This is a genomic window from Shinella sp. GW835-FHT14H05 (genome assembly GCF_058793575.1).
In genome coordinates, this window is sequence record NZ_JBXAFY010000005.1 from 289,051 (window position 1) to 306,021 (window position 16,971).

Consider the following 16,971-nt stretch of genomic DNA (forward strand, 5'->3'; position numbering starts at 1 on the left):
GGATTTTCGCATGACCGGTTCAATGCTGTCCGGCGCTTTCATAGCTGCCCTGCTTTACGTGCTCATCCCCGGGCCGGCCTTCCTCGCCCTTCTCGGCATCGGCGCCGGGCAGGGGCGCAAGGCGGGCGCGCTTTTCATGGGCGGGCATCTTGTCGGCGATCTCATCTGGTCGTCGCTGGCCCTCGTCGCCATCGCCGGGGCCAAGACGATCGGCACGATGGTGTTCGACGTGCTGGGGCTGCTCTGCGGCTTCTATCTCGCCTGGATCGGCTGGTCGGCGCTCCGGGCAAGGCCGCGGACCGACGGCGCTGCGCTGATGACGGTCGAGCGGCCGCTGCGCCGCGGGCTGATCTTCGGCCTCACCAATCCAAAGGGCTATCCGGTGGCGCTCGCGACCTTCACGGCGCTGCTCGCCAGTTCCTCGAACGCGCTCGACTTCGATGCGCTGCCGGCCCTGCTCGCGGTCTCGTTCTTCGGCTTCCTGCTGGCTGACATCATCATGGTCGCGATCATCGGCGCCAGCCTGGTGCGCCGCTTCTACCGCCGCCATGAACTGGCGATCGTGCGCATGTCCGGCCTGCTCTTCATGGGTTTTGCCGTGCAGGCGGTCTGGCATGCGGCGCCCGGCCTGCTCGGCTGGCGCAAGCCTTAAACGCCGGCGGCGGGAAAGCGGATCGTCACCCTGAGGCCCCGCCCGTCCGCGCCGTCGTCGAGCACCATCGACGCATCGAACAGCGCCGCGATCTCCTCGACGATCGGCAGGCCGAGGCCCATCCCCGGCGCATCGCGGTGTTCGCCGCGCGAAAAGCGCTGGCGCACGAGGCCGCGGCGCTCCGGCGCGATGCCGGGGCCGTTGTCTTCCACGGTGAGCAGCACGGCATCCGCGGCCTCGCGTACGCTCACCGTCACCTCCGCGCCGCGGCCGGCATAGGCGATGGCGTTTTCGATGAGGTTTCGAAGGAGTTCGCCGAAGAGCAGCGGCTCGGCGCGGGCGAGCGCCGGCCCTTCGCCCTCGTAGCCGAGGTCGATGCCGGCCTCGGCTGCGGCGGGCACGCGGTCGGCGGTGAGCTGCTGGGCGAGGGCCGCAATGTCGATCGGCGGCGGTTTTTGCGGTTCGTTCGAGCCGGCGGCGTCGATTTTTGCCATCAGCAGAAGCTGGGCGAGGATGCGTTCGGCATGCGCCACGGCGGCGTCGCCCTTGCGGGCCGCCTCCTGCGCCTCCTCCAGTGTCGCGGCCCGACTGGCGAGCGCGAGCTGGGTGCGGATGATGGCGAGCGGCGTGCGCAGCTGGTGGCTGGCATTGCCGGAAAAGTGGCGCAACGCATCGAGTGCGGATTGCAGGCGCACCATGAAGGAGTTGACCGTATCGACGACGCCCTGCACCTCGCTCGGCACGCGTTGCTCGATCGGGTGCAGGTCGTTCGGATTGCGCTCGGAAATGGCGTCGCTGAGGCGGTAGAGCGGGCGCAGCGACACGGTGACGGCGATCCAGACGATGGTGGCGGCGCCGGCGATCATGAAGGCGAGGCGCAGCGCCGAGCGCAGCAGGATGGCCTGGGCCAGCTGCCGGCGGGCTATGGTGGTTTCCGCCACCGTCACGGCGAAGGGCACGGAGTTGATCCCGGTCGAGGCCGAGCGTTGCAAGACGGCGATGCGGATCGGCTCGCCGCGGAAGGTCGCATCCTCGAAGCCGATCGACTGGCCCTGCATGTCCGGGATGGTCGGCAGGGTCTGGTAGCCGGTGATGAACTGGCCTGGCGGGCCGTCGACGCGGTAGAAGACGCGGTCCTGCGCGGCGGACGTCAGCATTTCCAGCGCGACATAGGGAATATCGACTTCCAGGCTGCCGTTCTCCGTCACCACGACGCGTTCGGCGATGGCGAGTGCGGAGCCGGCGAGCACGCGGTCGGAGACGGTGTTGGCGGTCTTCACCGCCTCGCGGTAGGTGTCGACGAGCGCGACGATGCCGATCACCGCCGTCGAGACGAGCAGCCATAGGAGCAGGCGCCGGCGGAGCGAGGAGGCCGGGAAGAGGGTCAAGCGGCGGGCGCCTTGTCGAGGTAGTAGCCGATGCCGCGGGCGGTGCGCACCGTCAGGCCGTGCGGCGCGAGGCGTTTGCGAAGCCGGCTCACATATTGTTCGATGGCATTGGCGGAAAGATCGTCGTCGAAGGCGGCGAGCGACTGCATGATGGCCTCCTTGGCCACCACCTTTCCGGCGCGCATGAAGAGGATTTCGAGCAGGCCGAGCTCGCGGGCCGGGATGTCGAGCGGCGCGCCCTCGGCGGAGAAGGTGCGCGAGTTTAGGTCGAGCGCCACGCCGCCATAGGTGATGGCCGAGGATCGCAGGCCCGCCTGGCGGCGCAGCAGCATGCGCACCCGCGCCTCGAATTCCGAAATGTCGAAGGGTTTGATCATGTAGTCGTCCGCGCCGAGATCGAGGCCGCGCACGCGCTCCTCCGGGGCGCCGCGCGCGGTCAGGATCAGCACGGATGCCTTGTCTTTCCGGGCGCGCATGGCGCGCAGCACGTCGAGGCCGTCCATTTCCGGCAGCGTCAGGTCGAGGATGACGAGGTCGAAATTTTCCGATGCGATTGCCGCGTCCGCCGACGCGCCGTCGCGCACCACGTCCACGGCATGGCCGGTGCCCTTGAGGATCGCGGACAGGCCGTCCGCGAGCGCTTCGTTGTCCTCGACCAGTAGAATGCGCACGTCGTTTCGTCCTCCCGGGCCAAGTCTAACGGCGGCAGGTGCACTTGTGAACGGGCGTCCGCTTTGGCAAGGTCATCTCATGCGTCTTGTCCTCACCCTTCTTGTGCTGCTTGCGGCCCCCCTTTCCGCTCTTGCCGAGCCGACCTTCTTTCCGGCGCATGACGGCAATGCGGATGCGCCGGTGCTCGTCGTCTATTCCTCGCTCGACGAGCCGCTCGCCCGGCCGATGATCAAGGGGTTCCAGGAGGCCAATCCTGACGTCGCGGTGCGCTATGACGAAATGCTGACCGGCGAGGTGCACGACCGCATCGTGCGCGAGACGGATGCCGGCCAGAAGACCGCCGACTTCGCCTTTTCCTCCGCGATGGACCTGCAGGTGAAGCTCAGCAATGACGGTTACGCCCAGCGCAGCGACCTGCCGATGAGCGACCGCTGGCCGCAATGGGCGAACTGGCGCAACACCGCCTATGCGCTGACCTTCGAGCCCGCCGTCTTCGTCTACCACAAGCCGAGCTTCAAGGACGAGAAGCCGCCGGCCTCGCGCGCGGAGTTCGTCGAATACCTGAAGCGCCAGGGCGAGAAGGTCTATGGCCGCATCGGCACCTATGACATCGAGCGCTCCGGCGTCGGCTTCCTCTTCATGGCGCGCGACCAGGAGCAGTTCGGCGATATCTGGACGGTGATCCAGGCGATGGGCGCGGCCGGGGTGAAACTCTATTCCACGAGCTCGGCGATCCTGGAGCGCGTCGCCGACGGGCGTTTCGTGCTTGGCTACAACATTCTCGGCTCCTACGCCGCGGACTGGGCGTCGCGCCATCCCGACGTCGGCATCGTGCTGCCGAAGGATTATACCGTCGTCATGTCGCGCATCGGCCTCGTGCCGCAGGCGGCGGCGTCTCCCGAACTCGGCCGGCGCTACCTCGCCTTCTTCATGTCGAAGGAGGGGCAGACGATCATGGCGCGCGAATTGCAGATCGCCGCCGTCAGCCCGGAGGTCTCCGGCTCCAACACGGCGCGCACGATGAGCGCGTTGCTCGGCGCGCAGTTGAAGCCGGTGCCGGTAAGCCCGGGCCTCATGGTCTATCTCGACCAGGTGAAGCGCGCGCGGCTGATTGCGCGCTGGAACGAGGTCCTGCGCACGCAATAATGGCCTTGGCGCTCGACAATTCCGGTTCGTGCGCTACCATGTCAGGTAGATGTCAGCTTCTTGTGCTGGTTTAGGGCTCTTATCGTCCGTGGAGGCGGACGGAAGACCTGGGAGGAGACTTCAGCCGAAATCGCGCCCGCGAACCCTGTTCGCGTTGCCCGCGGCCGATCCGTTCCTCCCCCCATAAGCAACGACGCGCGGATTTCAGCCGCGCCTGATGGAGGACACACTCTTGAAACATTTCTTCCTGGCATCCCTTATCGCCGGCGCCATGGCGCTGCCGGCCTTCGCCGCAGATTATTCGATCATCGCACCGGCCGGCCCCGGCGGCGGCTGGGACCAGACGGCCCGCTCGCTGCAGACGGTCCTGCAGGATGAAAAGATCTCCGGCAGCGTCCAGGTGATCAACGTTCCGGGCGCCGGCGGCACGATCGGCCTTGCCCAGTTCGCCAGCCAGAATTCCGGCAATGCCAACGCCCTCATCATCGGCGGCTACGTCATGGTTGGCGCGATCCTCACCAACCAGTCGCCGGTCACCCTCAAGGATGTCACGCCGATCGCCCGCCTCACCGGCGAATATGAAGCGATCGTCGTTCCGGCCGCTTCGCCGATCCAGAACATGCAGGACCTCGTCACCGCGCTCAAGGCGGATCCGGGCGCGGTTTCCTGGGCTGGCGGCTCGGCCGGCGGCACGGACCACATCGCCGTCGGCCTGATCGCCAAGGCGGCCGGCGTCGACCCGACCAAGATCAACTACGTCGCCTATGCGGGCGGTGGTGAAGCGCTCGCCGCGATCCTCGGCAACCAGGTGACCGCCGGCATTTCCGGCTACGGCGAGTTCGAAGCCCAGGTGAAGGCCGGCACGCTGCGCCTGATCGCCATCTCCAGCGCCGAGCGCATCGAAGGCATCGACGCCCCGACCATCAAGGAAGGCGGCCTTGACGTCGTCGTCGAAAACTGGCGCATGGTAGCTGCTGCTCCCGGCCTTTCGGCCGAGCAGGTCGCCGCGATCAACGCCGACATCGAGAAGGCGGTCAATTCCGACTCCTGGAAGGAAACCCTGAAGACCAAGGGCTGGCAGAATACCTATCTCGCCGGTGACGCCTTCAAGGCACAGCTCGACAAGGATGTCGCCTCGACGGAAGCCATCCTCAAGGATATCGGGCTCGTCAAATGAGCGAGGTCCCGTCCTCACACGGAAAGCGCCGCCCTGATCGGGCGGCGCTGGTCATCGCACCGGTCCTCTTCATCCTCGCCGCCGTGATCTGGTGGGATGCCGGGCGGCTTGCGGAAATGAGCAACTATTCCCGCATCGGCCCCGCCACCGTGCCGCATGTCGTGGCCATCGGCCTGGCGCTGCTCGCCATCTGGACAGGTTTCGAAGCCTGGCGCGGCGATTTTCCCGAGCGCGAGCCCGTCGAGATCCAGCCGGTCGTGATGATCGTCGCCGGCCTTGCCGCGCAGATGCTGCTGCTCAAGACCGCGGGCTTTTCCATCGCGACGGGCGTGCTCTTCGCGCTTACCGCCTTCGGCTTCGGCCGGCGCAAGCTCTGGATATCGCTGCCGATCGGCATCGCGCTGAGCTTCGTCGTCTTCATCATCTTCGGCCGCTTCCTGCAACTCTCGCTGCCCGCCGGGCCGCTCGAGCACCTGTTCTTCTGAGGACCTGACCGATGGGTACTTTCGAATTCCTGTTGCAGGGCGTCGCCATCGCCGCCCAGCCGATGAACCTGCTCTATGCGCTGATCGGCGTCACGCTCGGCACCGCCGTCGGCGTTCTGCCCGGCATCGGCCCGGCGCTCACGGTGGCGCTGCTGCTGCCCGTCACCTACAAGCTCGATCCGGCAGGCTCGCTGATCATGTTCGCCGGCATCTACTACGGCGGCATGTATGGCGGCTCGACGACGTCGATCCTGCTCAACACGCCGGGCGAAAGCGCCTCGGTCGTCACTGCGCTCGAAGGCAACAAGATGGCGCGCGCCGGGCGCGGCGGACCGGCGCTTGCGACGGCGGCGATCGGCTCCTTCGTCGCCGGCCTCATCGCGACGCTCGGCCTCGCCTTCATCGCGCCCTTCGTGGTGAAATTCGCGCTCTCCTTCGGCCCGCGTGAATATTTCGCGCTGATGGTGCTCGCCTTCGTCACCGTGTCGGCCGCCTTCGGCGATTCGACGCTGCGTGGCCTCACCGCCCTCTTCGTCGGCCTCGGCCTTGCCGTCATCGGCATCGACCAGCAGACCGGCCAGGCGCGGCTTTCCTTCGGCATTCCCGACCTGCTCGACGGCATCGAGGTGACGACGCTTGCCGTCGCCATGTTCGCCATTGGCGAGACGCTCTACGTTGCCTGTCAGGGCGACCGCATCCCCGAGAAGGTGGAGGCGGTTAAGGGCTCGGTCTGGATGAGCAAGGAGGACTGGGCGCGCTCCTGGAAACCCTGGCTGCGCGGCACCTTCATCGGCTTCCCGATCGGCGCCATGCCGGCCGGCGGCGCCGACATCGCGAGCTTCCTCTCCTATTCGACGGAAAAGCAGTTTTCCAAGCACAAGGATGAGTTCGGCAAGGGCGCCATCGAGGGCGTCGCCGGTCCGGAAGCGGCGAACAATGCGTCCGCTGCCGGTACGCTCGTACCGCTGCTCTCGCTCGGCCTGCCGACGACGGCGACGGCGGCGATTATGCTCGCCGGCTTCCAGCAATACGGCCTCCAGCCCGGTCCACTGCTGTTTGCGACCAATCCGCAGCTCGTCTGGGGCCTCATCGCCAGCCTGCTCATCGCCAATTTCATGCTGCTGGTGCTGAACCTGCCGCTGATCGGCCTGTGGGTGAAGCTTCTGACCATCCCGAAGCCCTGGCTCTATGCCGGCATCCTGCTGTTTGCGACGCTCGGCACGATCGGCGCCAATCCGTCGGTGTTCGAGCTCGGCATGCTGCTGACCTTCGGCCTGCTCGGCTTTGCCATGCGCATCTTCGGCTATCCGATCGCGCCCGTCGTCGTCGGCCTCATCCTCGGCCCGATGGCGGAACAGCAGTTGCGCCGCGCGCTGGCGATCAGCCAGGGCGACGTCACATCGCTCTTCATGTCGCCGATCGCCGCCGTGCTTTTCGCGGTCGCGGTTCTCGCCGTCGTCGTGCCGCTCATCCTCAGGGCGCGCGGCAAGGGCGAAGTTCTCTCGCAGTTTGCGGCGAACGAAGACTGATACTGTTCTTTAACGATTGAAAACATGCAGGCCGGAAACCTCGTTTCCGGCCTGCATCATTTGCATGGCTGGCCTGACAATCCGTCTGTTGTTCTTTCGGGCCTGAAGCATCATCTTCTGCTCGTAAGCTAAAACAGAAAGCGAGCAATCCAAATGACCACCCTCCGCAACTCCTTCGCCCAGGGCTTCTTCGGCCGGGCCTTCGCCGTACTGAGCGCTGCCAATGCAGCCGCCGCGGCAGTCGAAGGGCACCGCCGCCCGAAGGAACGCGACCTGAAGACCCTCGGCATCAACCCTGCCGATTTCCCGCGCGTCTAACGCGGGTCAGCGAATTCTCCCAATGAAAAGGCCCGCTGGTCGCAAGACCAGCGGGCCTTCTGTATTTCGGGGTTACTTCTGCTCGAAAGAAGAAGCCGGCCGTCGAAACGGCCGGCTGAGATTTCTTAGGCATTCTCGCCGAGCTGTGCCGCGACGCGGTCGCCGGCATGCGGGGCGCTGTGATGCCCCATTTCCTTCTCGCGCCTGTTGTAGCGGATAGAGGACCAGAGCGAGATGCCGATGAGCGTGGCGCCGCCAAGGCCGGTAATGACCTCCGGAATGTGCACCAGCGTCTGGCAGTACATGACCACCGAGAGGATCAGGATTGCGTAGAACGCGCCGTGCTCCAGGTAGCGGTATTCGGCCAGCGTGCCCTTCTCCACCAGCATGATGGTCATCGAGCGCACATACATGGCGCCGATGCCGAGGCCGATGGCGATGACGAAGAGGTTCTGCGTCAGCGCGAAGGCGCCGATGACGCCGTCGAAGGAGAAGCTGGCATCCAGCACTTCCAGATAGATGAAGGCGCCGAGGCCGCCCTTGGCCGCTTCCGACATCGCCTTCTGCGACGCATCGAGCAGGCCGCCGATCACTTCCACTGCAAGGAAGGTGAGGAGGCCGTAGACCGCCGCATGCACGAAGGTGTTGGCCTCTGCCGGTTCCAGAAGCTTCGAGAAACCGATGATGAGCGCGAGAACGAAGGCGATCTCGATGCCCTTGACGGTCGCAGACCGAGCCATGTGCTTCTCGATGAAGCCGATCCAGTGCACATCCTTCTCATGGTTGAAGAAGTAGGTGAGGCCGACCATCATCAGGAAGGTACCGCCGAAGGCGGCGATGGGCAGATGCGCGTCGTTCATGATGCGGGCATATTCCGCAGGCTCGCGGGCCGCGAGGATGAGCGCATCGATCGGGCCGATACCGGCGGCGATGACGACGATCAGCAGCGGGAAGACGATGCGCATGCCGAAGACGGCAATCAGGATGCCCCAGGTCAGGAACCGGCGTTGCCAGACCGGCGTCATGTCCTTGAGCTTGTTGGCATTCACGATGGCGTTATCAAAGGAGAGCGAAATCTCCAGCACCGCGAGAACGGCGCAGATGAAGAAGACGGTCGCCATGCCGGAAATCGTTCCGGTCGTCTGCCAGCCGAGCCAGGCGCCGAGCGCCAGGCCGATGCCGGTCGAGATTAATGCCCATTTGAGATAGGAGAGGGTGGTCTTGCCTTCGCCGTTGCCGATCATGACAGCGCCTCCATGCTGGAAGCCACGGTGAAGGAAGAAACGAGTTTGCGCATACCACAACGGGCATGCGGGTAAGGCATGGTCAGGATGTTCATGTGCGTATGAATCCGCCGGCTAATTGCTGGCGGTACCGACATCACGAGAGCGCCGTAAAAACTCTCGCCAGAGGGGCCCGGCACCAGGGTTCCCGCGGCAACCCAAGTCAAAGGCCGCGGATGGGGCTGTTCTCTCCGAAGTTGCCTTCCGCGTCAAGAGGCAGGGCGCCACATCGTCCAAACGCGGACAGGCGCGTCCGGTTCCCGTATTTTCTGGTGGGCGCTCTGTACCAATGCCCCTGTCCCTTCCTATATTCGCCGCACGATGATTTGCCAGGAAGGACCAGCCCCATGACCGAAACGCGCATCGATCCCGCCCTCGTCGAATGGACCGGCCTCAACGGCCTGCCGCGTTTCGATCTCGTCAAGGACGAGGCCTTCGCGGCGAGCTTCGATGCGGCGCTGGCGTCGCACGAGGCGGAGATCGACGCGATCGCCGGCAATCCGGAGCCCGCGACCTTCGAGAACACGATCGTCGCGCTCGAAACCGCCGGCGATGAGCTTTCCCGCGTCTCGGCGCTGTTCTGGAGCCGGGCGGGCGCCAACACCAACGACGTGATCCAGGCGCTGGAACGCGAGATCGCGCCAAAAATGTCGCGGCACTATTCGAAGATCGGCACCAATGCCGCGCTTTTCCAGCGCATCGATGCGCTGTGGGAAGGCCGGGAGGCCCTGGGGCTTTCGCTGGAGCAGACCCGGGTCTTGGAGCGGCATTGGAAGGGTTTCGTCAAATCCGGCGCCAAGCTCGAAAAGCCCGAGCAGGAACGGCTGTCCTCGATCAACGAGACGCTGGCCGGGCTCGGCGCGAAATTCGGCCAAAACGTGCTCGCCGACGAGAAGGAGTGGGTGCTCTATCTCGACGAGGGCGATGCGCTTGAAGGCCTGCCGGACTTCCTGAAGGACGCGATGGCGGCGGCTGCGCGCGAACGCGGCCATGACGGGCGCTATGCGGTGACGCTGTCGCGCTCGATCATCGAGCCGTTCCTCACCGCCTCGGCGCGGCGCGACCTGCGCGAGCAGGCCTTCAGGGCCTGGGTGGCGCGCGGCGAGAACGAGGGGGCGACGGACAACCGCGGCATCGTCAAGGAGACGCTGGCGCTGCGCGCCGAAAAGGCCGGGCTGCTCGGCTACGAGAATTTCGCGGCGCTGAAGCTCGACAATACGATGGCGAAGACGCCCGAGGCGGTGAACGGGCTTTTGATGCAGGTCTGGGAAAAGGCCGTGGCGCGGGCGCGCGAGGAGGAGGCGGAGCTTGCCGCCCTCGTCGCAGAAGAGGGGCGCAACCACGAGGTCATGCCCTGGGATTGGCGCTATTATGCGGAAAAGCAGCGTTCCCGGAAATTCAACTTCTCCGAGGCCGAGCTGAAACCCTATCTCCAGCTCGAAAAGATCATCGAGGCCTGCTTCGATGTCGCCGAACGCCTGTTCGACATCCATGCGATCGAGAAGAAGGACGTTCCGGCCTATCATCCGGATGTGCGGGTCTTCGAGATCCGCGACCGCAACGACAAGCTCGTCGCCATGTTCCTCGGCGATTATTTCGCCCGCTCGTCAAAACGCTCGGGCGCCTGGATGAGCTCCTACCAGAGCCAGCACCGCCTGCCGCTCAAGAATGGTACGGTGGGTGAAATCCCGATCATCTACAACGTCTGCAATTTTGCGAAGCCCGCCGAAGGCAAGCCGGCGCTGCTGTCGCTCGACGATGCCCGCACGCTGTTCCACGAATTCGGCCATGCGCTGCACGGCATGCTCTCCGACGTCACTTATCCCTCTGTCTCGGGCACCGGCGTGTCGCGCGATTTCGTCGAACTGCCCTCGCAGCTCTACGAACATTGGCTGACCGTGCCGGAAATTTTGACGCGCTATGCCGTGCATTACCAGACGGGCGAGGCGATGCCGCAGGCGCTGCTCGACAAGGTGCTGGCCGCCCGCACCTTCAACTCCGGCTTTGCGACGGTGGAGTTCACCTCCTCGGCGCTGGTCGACATGGCGTTTCATACGCGCGGTCCGGTGGACGATCCGATGGCGGTGCAGGCGGAGGTGCTGGAAAAGATCGGCCTGCCGAAATCCATCGTCATGCGCCACGCGACGCCGCACTTCCAGCACGTCTTCTCCGGTGACGGCTATTCGGCCGGCTACTATTCCTACATGTGGTCGGAAGTGCTCGACGCCGACGCCTTTGCCGCCTTCACCGAGACCGGCGACGCCTTCAATCCGGCCATGGCCGAACGGCTGAAGACCTACATCTACGCAGTCGGCGGCTCCGTCGACCCGGAAGACGCCTACAAGGCCTTCCGCGGCAAGCTGCCGAGCCCGGAAGCGATGCTTGAGAAGAAGGGGTTGGCGGCCTGACGGGCCGCCTTCTCTTGCGAAGGTCGTCTCGCACCCGCCAACGTCATCCTCGGGCTTGACCCGAGGATCCACATCCACGGCGTGCCGGTGGGTGGATGGTCGGGTCAGGCCCGACCATGACGGAGGAGAGGCTGCGGCTGTGGCCAGAAACCTGCGGCGTGGGAGCGGTGGCTTCGGCTGGCAACTGCCCGCGCCACCTCGTGCCGTCATCCTCCCGTCACCGAACTTTTGGCGAAACGTCATGCTCCCGTTACCGGACTGACATGGCGAAGACTCATGGTCTGCCCGCCTGGCGTTTCGATTCGCGGGTCAGGCCGGAGGTGGCATGGCGATTGTTCCCGAGACGCTGACGCGGCGCTCGTTTCTTCTGACTGCGGGGGCCGGCGCACTGGCCACATCCTCTGCGCTGGCGGTTCCCTATTATGCGCGGCGGCATGGCAGTCCGGCCTTCTCCCACGGCGTGCAGTCCGGCGACGTCGATTGTTCCTCCGGCGTGGTCTGGGCGCGCATCGACCGGCCGGCGGAGGTGATGCTCGAATATTCGACCACCGACAGTTTCACCAATGCGGCCCGGATGCCGGTGCAGAAGGCGCTGGGGACGTCCGACAACACGGTCAAGGCAATGCTGCAGGGTCTGCTGCCGGACCAGGACATTTTTTACCGCTTCACGGCCAACGACCCCTATTCCAGCCATCTCGTCTCCGAGCCGATCGTCGGGCGCTTTCGCACGGCGCCGATGCGCAATCGGTCGGTGCGCTTCGTCTGGTCGGGCGATACCGCCGGGCAGGGCTGGGGCATCGACGATGTCGGCATGAAGACCTATTCGACGATGCTGCGCCACGAGCCGGATTTCTTCATCCATTCGGGCGATACGGTCTATGCGGACGGCCCGATCCCGGACGAAATCCCCTTGCGCGATGGTGGGGTCTGGAAGAACCGCATCGTCACCGACGAGAAGCGCAATGTGGCGCGCACGCTGGAAGAATTCCGGGGGCAGTGGAAATACAATCTGCTGGACGACCACCTGCTCGCCTTCAACAGCCAGTGCCCGACCTTCTTCCAGTGGGACGACCACGAGGTGCTGAACAACTGGTCGGAATCGAGCGACCTCACCGGCGACCGGCGTTATCCGGACAAGGAGATCGGCGTCTACGAAGCGCGCGCGCGGCGCGCCTTCCACGAGATGACGTCGATCCGCTATTTCCCCACCGAGCCCGGCCGCATCTTCCGCAAGGTCGCCTATGGCCCGCTGCTCGACGTGTTCTTCGTCGACCTGCGCTCCTATCGCAGCCCCAACCAGGGCGGCACGGAGAACGGCCTGTTCGGCTGGCGGCAGGCGGACTGGCTGCGGCGCGAGCTTGCGGCCTCTCAGGCCGTCTGGAAGGTGATCGCCTGCGACATGCCGCTCGGCCTCGTCATCTGGGACGATTATTCCAACAGTCTCGGCTACGAGGGCGTGGCGGACGGCCTGAACGGCCCGCCCGCGGCGCGCGAGCGGGAAATCGCGGACCCGCTCTCCTTCATGCGCGACAATGCCATCCACAATGTCGTCTGGCTGACGGCGGACGTCCACTATACCGCCGCGCACCACTACGACCCGTCGCGCGCGAAATTCCAGGAGTTCAATCCGTTCTGGGAATTCGTCTCCGGCCCGCTGCATTCCGGCACATACGGCCCGAAGCCGCTCGACAGCACCTTCGGCCCGGAAGTCCGCTTCATCAAGTCGTCGAAGGGCGGCGTGGACAGCAATCTTCCGCCGTCCGCCGGCCTGCAATTTTTCGGCCTCGTCGACATCCATGGGGCGAGCGAGGAGATGACGGTGCGGCTGATGGACCGGGAGGATCAGGAGCTCTGGCGGGTCACGCTGCCGCCGGCGCGCACGTCGTGAGATGTGGCATCCGAGCGAGCCTTGAGCCGGAAGGATAACAGAGTTGCGTCCCGCCCCTTTCGCAATTGCGGAAAAACATGTAAGAGCCCGGCCATTGAAGACGGCGCCCTCATACCCTGCGCGCCCCGAACCTCAGAGATTATACCATGTCCATCCGCAATATCGCGATCATCGCGCACGTCGACCATGGCAAGACCACGCTCGTTGACGAGCTTCTGAAGCAGTCCGGCTCGTTCCGTGAAAACCAGCGCGTCGCCGAACGCGTGATGGACTCGAACGACCTCGAAAAGGAACGCGGCATCACCATTCTCGCCAAAGCGACCTCGGTGGATTGGAAGGGCGTTCGCATCAACATCGTCGACACCCCCGGCCACGCCGACTTCGGCGGCGAAGTCGAGCGCATTCTCTCGATGGTGGACGGCGCGATCGTTCTCGTCGATAGCTCGGAAGGCCCTATGCCGCAGACCAAGTTCGTGGTCGGCAAGGCACTCAAGGTCGGTCTGAAGCCGATCGTCGCGATCAACAAGATCGACCGTCCGGACGGCCGCCACGAGGAAGTGCTGAACGAGGTCTTCGACCTCTTCGCCAATCTCGATGCCACCGACGAGCAGCTCGACTTCCCGATCCTCTACGGTTCGGGCCGCAACGGCTGGATGAACGTCAACCCGGAAGGCCCGAAGGACGAAGGCATGGCGCCGCTGCTCGACCTCGTGCTGAAGCACGTTCCGGAGCCGACGGTCGCCGAAGGCCCGTTCCGCCTGATCGGCACGATCCTCGAAGCCAACCCCTTCCTCGGCCGCATCATCACCGGCCGCATCCATTCCGGCTCGATCAAGCCGAACCAGGCCGTCAAGGTTCTCGGCCAGGACAGCAAGCTCATCGAAACCGGCCGCATCTCGAAGATCCTCGCCTTCCGCGGCATCGAGCGCACGGCGATCGATGAAGCGCATGCGGGCGACATCGTCGCGATCGCCGGTCTCTCCAAGGGCACCGTCGCCGACACGTTCTGCGATCCCTCGGTCAGCGAAGCCATGAAGGCGCAGCCGATCGACCCGCCGACCGTCACCATGTCCTTCATCGTCAACGACAGCCCGCTTGCCGGCACCGAAGGCGACAAGGTGACGAGCCGCGTCATCCGCGACCGCCTGTTCAAGGAAGCCGAAGGCAATGTCGCGCTGAAGATCGAAGAGGCCGAAGGCAAGGATTCGTTCTACGTCTCCGGCCGCGGCGAACTTCAGCTCGCCGTGCTGATCGAGACGATGCGCCGCGAAGGCTTCGAACTGGCCGTGTCGCGTCCGCGCGTCGTCATGCACAAGGACGAGAACGGCACCACGATGGAGCCGATCGAAGAAGTCGTCGTCGACGTTGACGAAGAGCATTCGGGTATCGTCGTGCAGAAGATGTCCGAGCGCAAGGCCGAGATGACGGAGCTTCGTCCGTCGGGCGGCAACCGCATTCGCCTGAAGTTCCTGGCGCCGACCCGCGGCCTGATCGGCTACCAGTCGGAACTCCTGACCGACACGCGCGGCACGGCTGTGATGAACCGCCTCTTCCACGACTACCAGCCCTACAAGGGTGCGATCGGTGGCCGCGTCAATGGCGTGCTGCTGTCGAACGCGTCGGGCGAAGCGGTCGCCTATGCCATGTTCAACCTCGAAGACCGCGGCCCGATGATCATCGAGCCGGGCGAAAAGGTCTATGCGGGCATGATCATCGGCATCCACACCCGTGACAACGACCTCGAGGTCAACGTGCTCAAGGGCAAGCAGCTCACCAACATCCGCGCCGCCGGCAAGGATGAAGCCGTGAAGCTGACCCCGCCGATCCGCATGACGCTCGACCGCGCCCTGTCGTGGATCCAGGACGACGAGCTGATGGAAGTGACGCCGAAGTCGATCCGTCTGCGCAAGATGTTCCTCGACGCCAACGACCGCAAGCGATTCGACAAGCAGCGTGCCGCCGGCGCGGCATAAGCGCTTCTTTCCGAAACGAGACATTTTGAACCCCGGTGCCTGCACCGGGGTTTTTCATGTGTGTGCCATCGTTTTACGACTTGTGACGTTTGTTAAAAAAGCGTTAACTTTTCCGTGTGCCATACGGAACTCGCCTGTGGGGAAAGAGAGACTTCTCCTGCCGCGGGATTCCGGTGGAATCGGTGCCGGAATAAGAGTCGTGTTATGAAAACACTGTCGATCGATGTGCGGCGCGCCGAGCCGCAGGACGCGCGCGCGATATCCGAAACGCATCGGGTGTCGTGGCTGCAGGCCTATGGCGGCCTCATTCCGCACAAACCGCTGATCCAGATGGTCGACCGCCGGAACGAGACCTGGTGGCGCAAGGCGACGCGCGGTCCCGCGACGCTTCTGGTGCTCGATGTGGCCGGCACCGTGGCCGGTTACGCCACGCTCGGCCTCAACCGCGCCCGTGCGCTGCCGCAGGAAGGCGAGATCTACGAGCTTTACCTTCGCCCGGAATATCAGGGCATCGGCCTTGGCCGGCTGCTCTTCGGCGAGGCGCAGCGCCTGCTGAAGTCGCTCGGCTGCAACGGGATGATCGTCTGGTGCCTGGAGGACAGCGAGCACGCAGACCGTTTCTTCCGCTCCGCCGGCGGGCGTGACATTGCCGAAGGCATGGAAAATTTCGGCGAGAAGGAACTGAAGAAGGTCGGTTTCGTCTGGTCCTGAAGCCTGTCGATAACGGCAGGCGCTAGCCGAAGACCTATTCGGTTTTTTCCGGCAGATAGCGCATCGGCTCCCCGGCGAGTTTTCCGCGCGCGCCATGCCATTGCGGCTCGCTCTTGTTGCAGATGAAGCCGGATGCCTCTTCGTCCGCTACCGTGCGGGCAAGCGTGTTGGCATCCTTGTTCTCCAGCGCATCGACATAACCGACGACGCAGCTCGTCGGATCTTCCGCCGTGGCCACCGTCGAGACGACGAGGACCTGGCCGTAGCGCGTGGTGGTGTCGCTCGTCGTTTCCGGATCGGAGACGAACCAGCGCACGATGGTGGCGATGGGCGCCCCATCCGCGCCGAGCCGCCATTCGACCTTCGCATTGGTGTGATTGAACGGACCAAAACTCTCGAAAGCTTCATCCAGCCAGACCTTGCCGATCGGCCCATAGGCCTGGCTCTGCCGGAGGTCGCCTTCCTTGAAATAGACGGCCAGATTCTTGTAGCCGGCGCATTTCAGTGTAACGCTCGGGCCTTCGTCGGTTTCCGAAAGGGTCTCGCAGGCGTCGAGATTGCGCTCCGTATAGGTGCTTTCATTGGCCTTGGCAGCCGTGGCCGAGACGGCGGCAAGGGCGGCGGCGAGAACGAGGTGTATCGGGCGCATCTGTAATCCTCCGGGTCGTTTTGGAGACGGCGGACGGGGTCGGTCTATTCGGCCCCCGGCGAAAGTCATGTTGCGCTGCAACGGGATTCGCATTAGGAAGCCCGCAAACAAACCACCGCAGTTCAGGGAGCCCCTCCATGCGTATCGATGCGATTTCCGTTGGCAAGAACCCGCCGGACGACGTGAACGTCATTGTCGAGGTGCCGGTCGGCGGCCACCCGATCAAGTACGAGATGGACAAGGAAGCCGGTGCGCTCGTCGTCGACCGTTTCCTCTACACGCCGATGACCTATCCGGGCAATTACGGCTTCGTGCCGCACACGCTGTCGGAAGACGGCGACCCGATCGACGTGCTCATCGCCAACACGCGCCCGCTTGTTCCGGGCTGCGTGATCAATGTGCGCCCGATCGGCGTGCTGGTCATGGAAGACGATGGCGGCAAGGACGAAAAGATCATCGCCGTGCCGGTGCCGAAGCTGACGCGCCGCTACGACAAGGTCGCCAACTACACGGACCTGCCGGAGATCACGCTGAAGCAGATCGAGCACTTCTTCACGCATTACAAGGATCTGGAGCCCGGCAAGTGGGTGAAGATCGCCGGCTGGCAGGATGTCGACGTCGCCAAGAGGATGATCCTCGAAGCCGTCGCCCGCTACAACGAAGGCAAGTAAGCGCTCCCAGCGCTTCGTACC

Annotated in this window: 15 protein-coding genes; 11 read left to right on the forward strand and 4 right to left on the reverse strand. The window is 64.6% G+C overall.

What is annotated here, in order from left to right; all coding sequences use genetic code 11:
• Positions 1–10 precede the first annotated feature (10 nt).
• The gene (locus tag AC1Q6Z_RS18100) at positions 11–652 is read left to right on the forward strand and encodes a LysE family translocator (protein ID WP_492648769.1); all 642 of its coding nucleotides are present in this window, start codon (positions 11–13) and stop codon (positions 650–652) included.
• Here the strand turns inward: AC1Q6Z_RS18100 and AC1Q6Z_RS18105 are convergent.
• On the reverse strand, positions 649–2,040 hold the full coding sequence (locus AC1Q6Z_RS18105; protein WP_492648770.1) for a sensor histidine kinase: 1,392 nt from the start codon (positions 2,038–2,040) through the stop codon (positions 649–651). The genes AC1Q6Z_RS18100 and AC1Q6Z_RS18105 overlap by 4 nt on opposite strands.
• Positions 2,037–2,711 carry a response regulator gene (locus tag AC1Q6Z_RS18110; RefSeq protein ID WP_256119458.1) on the reverse strand — a complete coding sequence of 225 codons (675 nt, stop codon included), beginning with the start codon at positions 2,709–2,711 and terminating at the stop codon, positions 2,037–2,039. Before AC1Q6Z_RS18110 ends, AC1Q6Z_RS18105 begins: the two co-directional genes overlap by 4 nt.
• 79 nt (positions 2,712–2,790) lie before the next feature.
• Between AC1Q6Z_RS18110 and AC1Q6Z_RS18115 the strand changes: the two genes are divergently transcribed.
• The 5 genes from AC1Q6Z_RS18115 to AC1Q6Z_RS18135 all read left to right on the forward strand — a co-directional run bounded on the left by AC1Q6Z_RS18115 (position 2,791) and on the right by AC1Q6Z_RS18135 (position 7,367).
• Positions 2,791–3,858, forward strand: coding sequence for an ABC transporter substrate-binding protein (locus AC1Q6Z_RS18115; protein WP_492648771.1), 1,068 nt, complete (start codon positions 2,791–2,793; stop codon positions 3,856–3,858).
• Positions 3,859–4,090: 232 nt separating this feature from the next.
• Positions 4,091–5,035 (forward strand): Bug family tripartite tricarboxylate transporter substrate binding protein, encoded by a 945-nt coding sequence (locus AC1Q6Z_RS18120; RefSeq protein WP_435268290.1) that lies wholly within the window; start codon positions 4,091–4,093, stop codon positions 5,033–5,035.
• On the forward strand, positions 5,032–5,520 hold the full coding sequence (locus tag AC1Q6Z_RS18125; protein ID WP_435268289.1) for a tripartite tricarboxylate transporter TctB family protein: 489 nt from the start codon (positions 5,032–5,034) through the stop codon (positions 5,518–5,520). The genes AC1Q6Z_RS18120 and AC1Q6Z_RS18125 overlap by 4 nt, the downstream gene beginning before the upstream one ends.
• Positions 5,521–5,531: 11 nt before the next feature.
• On the forward strand, positions 5,532–7,049 hold the full coding sequence (locus AC1Q6Z_RS18130) for a tripartite tricarboxylate transporter permease (RefSeq protein WP_435268288.1): 1,518 nt from the start codon (positions 5,532–5,534) through the stop codon (positions 7,047–7,049).
• 153 nt (positions 7,050–7,202) lie between these two features.
• Positions 7,203–7,367, forward strand: a complete 165-nt coding sequence (locus tag AC1Q6Z_RS18135) for a hypothetical protein (protein ID WP_171902425.1) — start codon at positions 7,203–7,205, stop codon at positions 7,365–7,367.
• A gap of 125 nt (positions 7,368–7,492) precedes the next feature.
• Here the strand turns inward: AC1Q6Z_RS18135 and AC1Q6Z_RS18140 are convergent, their stop codons facing one another.
• On the reverse strand, positions 7,493–8,611 hold the full coding sequence (locus AC1Q6Z_RS18140; protein ID WP_492648772.1) for a DUF475 domain-containing protein: 1,119 nt from the start codon (positions 8,609–8,611) through the stop codon (positions 7,493–7,495).
• A gap of 386 nt (positions 8,612–8,997) precedes the next feature.
• Here AC1Q6Z_RS18140 and AC1Q6Z_RS18145 point away from each other — a divergent pair, with 386 nt between their 5' ends.
• The 4 genes from AC1Q6Z_RS18145 to AC1Q6Z_RS18160 all read left to right on the forward strand — a co-directional run bounded on the left by AC1Q6Z_RS18145 (position 8,998) and on the right by AC1Q6Z_RS18160 (position 15,630).
• Positions 8,998–11,058, forward strand: coding sequence for a M3 family metallopeptidase (locus AC1Q6Z_RS18145; protein WP_492648773.1), 2,061 nt, complete (start codon positions 8,998–9,000; stop codon positions 11,056–11,058).
• Positions 11,059–11,383: 325 nt separating this feature from the next.
• Positions 11,384–12,946: an alkaline phosphatase D family protein gene (locus tag AC1Q6Z_RS18150; protein ID WP_492648774.1), complete on the forward strand. Its 1,563-nt coding sequence runs from the start codon at positions 11,384–11,386 to the stop codon at positions 12,944–12,946.
• A 146-nt stretch (positions 12,947–13,092) separates the two neighbouring features.
• A complete protein-coding gene (typA, locus tag AC1Q6Z_RS18155; protein ID WP_492648775.1) occupies positions 13,093–14,919 on the forward strand; it encodes a translational GTPase TypA in 1,827 nt (608 codons plus the stop codon).
• A gap of 204 nt (positions 14,920–15,123) precedes the next feature.
• Positions 15,124–15,630 (forward strand): GNAT family N-acetyltransferase, encoded by a 507-nt coding sequence (locus tag AC1Q6Z_RS18160; protein ID WP_256119449.1) that lies wholly within the window; start codon positions 15,124–15,126, stop codon positions 15,628–15,630.
• A gap of 34 nt (positions 15,631–15,664) precedes the next feature.
• On the opposite strand, the gene AC1Q6Z_RS18165 is transcribed toward AC1Q6Z_RS18160, so the two are convergent.
• A complete protein-coding gene (locus AC1Q6Z_RS18165; RefSeq protein WP_492648776.1) occupies positions 15,665–16,279 on the reverse strand; it encodes a hypothetical protein in 615 nt (204 codons plus the stop codon).
• Between the two features lie 137 nt (positions 16,280–16,416).
• On the opposite strand from AC1Q6Z_RS18165, the gene ppa reads away from it, so the two are divergent.
• Positions 16,417–16,950 (forward strand): inorganic diphosphatase, encoded by a 534-nt coding sequence (gene ppa / locus AC1Q6Z_RS18170; protein WP_256119447.1) that lies wholly within the window; start codon positions 16,417–16,419, stop codon positions 16,948–16,950.
• Positions 16,951–16,971 lie beyond the last annotated feature (21 nt).